General features: G+C 54.4%; 6 protein-coding genes. 3 read left to right on the top strand and 3 right to left on the bottom strand.

Going from position 1 to position 2,620, the window contains the following annotated elements:
* Positions 1–127 precede the first annotated feature (127 nt).
* Together KF708C_RS36325 and KF708C_RS36320 are read right to left on the bottom strand one after the other, a co-directional pair.
* Complete coding sequence (locus KF708C_RS36325) at positions 128–478, bottom strand: hypothetical protein (protein WP_156174082.1); 351 nt, start codon at positions 476–478, stop codon at positions 128–130.
* A 22-nt stretch (positions 479–500) separates the two neighbouring features.
* Positions 501–1,151 (bottom strand): helix-turn-helix domain-containing protein, encoded by a 651-nt coding sequence (locus KF708C_RS36320; RefSeq protein ID WP_197090471.1) that lies wholly within the window; start codon positions 1,149–1,151, stop codon positions 501–503.
* A gap of 76 nt (positions 1,152–1,227) precedes the next feature.
* Here KF708C_RS36320 and KF708C_RS35360 point away from each other — a divergent pair, with 76 nt between their 5' ends.
* Entirely contained in the window at positions 1,228–1,479 is a 252-nt protein-coding gene (locus tag KF708C_RS35360; protein WP_082080254.1) for a helix-turn-helix domain-containing protein, read from the top strand.
* An 84-nt stretch (positions 1,480–1,563) separates the two neighbouring features.
* Here the strand turns inward: KF708C_RS35360 and KF708C_RS34045 are convergent, their stop codons facing one another.
* Positions 1,564–1,875, bottom strand: coding sequence for a hypothetical protein (locus KF708C_RS34045; RefSeq protein WP_059416298.1), 312 nt, complete (start codon positions 1,873–1,875; stop codon positions 1,564–1,566).
* A gap of 134 nt (positions 1,876–2,009) precedes the next feature.
* Here KF708C_RS34045 and KF708C_RS34040 point away from each other — a divergent pair, with 134 nt between their 5' ends.
* The gene (locus KF708C_RS34040) at positions 2,010–2,270 is read left to right on the top strand and encodes a type IV toxin-antitoxin system AbiEi family antitoxin domain-containing protein (protein ID WP_156174080.1); all 261 of its coding nucleotides are present in this window, start codon (positions 2,010–2,012) and stop codon (positions 2,268–2,270) included.
* A 2-nt stretch (positions 2,271–2,272) separates the two neighbouring features.
* The coding region (locus KF708C_RS34035; protein ID WP_231586668.1) for a DUF1376 domain-containing protein at positions 2,273–2,620 on the top strand (348 nt) is incomplete at its 3' end.

Below are 2,620 nucleotides of genomic sequence, written 5' to 3'. Positions count from 1 at the left end.
ATAAGGTGTTTCCTTATGAACAAGCTTAGGTGCATCCTTACTTTATGTCAAGGTGTTACCTTACTTTTTTGCTGAGGACGTAAAAAAGCCCGCTAAGTAGCGGGCTATGCATGCGGCGACCGATGCTTTACTTTGGGCGTGGCGGGCGCCAGAACGATCCCCCAAGAACGAACGCCACTGCGTAGAACGGCAGACACCATAAAATCGCGGCTGCACTTGACCGTAGATTCATGGACTGACAAATATCAAGCTGATGCTTCGCCTCCTCAAGCTTCGCTGTTGCTGTTACGCGTTCGAAGACATCTTCGTCATTGCTAGATACAGGCTTCGAACTGCTGTTCTTTGCTATCTCTTGGTATTTGGTCTCTATGGCATCGCATTTTTGCCATTGCTCCATCTGAGAAGCCCATTCCCATGCTGCAATTGCAGCAAAAATGGTTCCACACCACCAGATTAGAGCTGCCAGCCGCCTGATCACTGCGTTCCTCCTCCAAATTTTATCAGTCTTCGCTTACCCACTTTCCAATTACGACACCAATGATGGTATCTCCCTCATCCATCTTCTGAATGCGGTCCGGCCAACGGGGATTCAATGCTTGCATAAGCACTGTTTGGTCAGGTTCGATCAGGACCTGGCGCACGATCTCTCCTGTGGCGACCTTGATGAGCGCTATTGATCCTTGCCGGATGCCGCGGTTAGGGTCTACGACAATATAGTCACCATCCGAAAATGACTTCTTTGAGGACGGATCGAACATGCTTTCACCGATGACATTGGTGATGAAAGCCCCTTCGGAGTGCTGGAAAGGACAAAGGATTCGCTCCCCAGCGAATTTTTCTTGTTCTGCTGGCATCTTTTGGCTCCATTCGAAGGCCCCTCCACTCGGAATGACTGGAAGACCGCTCGTTAGGTGTAAAAGTGCCTCTGTTGGCTTGTCTGTGTCTTTGGCGTCATCCCTCCCTGTCAGAAGATAAACGACCGAAGTTTGTAGCTTTCTTGCGAGTGCTGGAAGCTTCTCCTGATCAGGTTTTCCAATGCCTCGTTCCCACTCTGAAACAGAGACGTTGGTGATGTTGAAGTAGCGTGCAAGGTCAGCTTGAGTGAGGCCCAAGTCCTTGCGAAGCGCGCGGATACGTTCACCGATATGCATAAGGGCAAGCCTAACATTTGCAAATAAGGTGTTACCTGCTATAGTGAGGTAAGGAATTGCCTTATTAGAGGTCAAAGTGACTGCAGACAACATCGCCAAGCGAGCAATCAAGGCTGCCGGAGGTGCGCCTACGGTGGCAAAGCTGTTTGAGATCAGCCCGGTATCTGTCTACGAATGGATCACCAATGACCGCATACCTGCTGAACGCTGTCCTGCCCTGGAGCGAGCTGGCAAGAGTCAAGTTCGATGCGAAGAAATGCGTCCTGATGTTGATTGGGCTTACTTGCGCGGGCACGTACCGACCACCGCCGACCCAGTGGCCGCCTAGGAGCCGTCATGCGAAAGACAAATGGGCCTGAGGCATGGCGGCGCAGGGAAGCTGAGAAGCTATCCAAGGCTCGCCACGCGGCCCTTATGCGACGAATCCGAGAAAACGAGGCCGCTCTACGTTCGTTTCGGCCATCCATGCGACCAGATGCACCGGCACCAGCAATGCCGCTGGTATCTGCCGTAGGTCAATTTCTTCCTGGAACGGGACCAACCGCAGGAACGCCCCTTCGGCCAGATTTGCCGACTTGCATTGAAGCATGGCCAGAGTGGGCTCGCCGTCGTCTACAGGGGGATCGAACTGAATGAATTCGCTCCCTTGTTCCGACTTCGCCAGCATTTTTAGCATCGAGAACAACTGGCTCTCGAAGCGAAGTTCTACGTACAGATTTTCCATGCGTGCCCCTTTCGTGGCGGTTGGTGATGTGAGAGTGACCAATTCTGTCATGGCTGTGGGCACGCTCCCGTTTTCGGTGAGGTAGTGAAGTGGAACCAGTTTCGTCGCCCCCGGGTGAATTGGCACGCAAGAACTTGACGGTCTCGTTGCATCACATCGCGCGCACGGGCCAGAACAGGATCGCGGAAGAAATCGGTGTTTCAGCGCCGACCATCTCGCGCTTCTGTTCGGAGGGCGACCTCGAGCGTGCGTGCAAGGTGCTGGCCGCGGCTGGCATCAAGTGCGTGCCCATCGAGTTCCAGTGCTTCCCCAAAGACACTGTGGCCGCGTTCATGCAGCTCGCACGCGAGCGGATGAACGAGTTGCAGAACGTCGATCAGTTGTCGTGGGAGTAGGTGTGGCTGATCTACCAGAACCTCTCACGCCGGCCGATTGCGATCTGCGCGATTTCCAGTTCATGCCGCTGGACGTGAGCCGCCTGCGTGACAGCAAACTCGTGTCGCATGTCCCGCCTGCGCAGTGCTTCTTCGCGGTGATCCTGTGGTGCGCGTCATGGCATCAGATCCCCGCCGCATCGCTTCCGGACGATGACATCGAGCTCGCGCGCCTCGCGGGCTTTGGCTTTGTCGTGAAGGAATGGAAGAAGGTGCGCTCCGGTGCGCTGTATGGTTGGATGAAATGTTCCGATGGCCGTCTCTATCATCCTGTGGTCGCCGAGAAGGCTAAGGATGCCTGGATTGCCAAA

Origin of the sequence: Cupriavidus basilensis (genome assembly GCF_000876015.1) — a bacterium.
GTDB classification, from domain to species: domain Bacteria; phylum Pseudomonadota; class Gammaproteobacteria; order Burkholderiales; family Burkholderiaceae; genus Cupriavidus; species Cupriavidus basilensis_B.
This window is presented reverse-complemented; position numbering and strand designations above follow the sequence as displayed.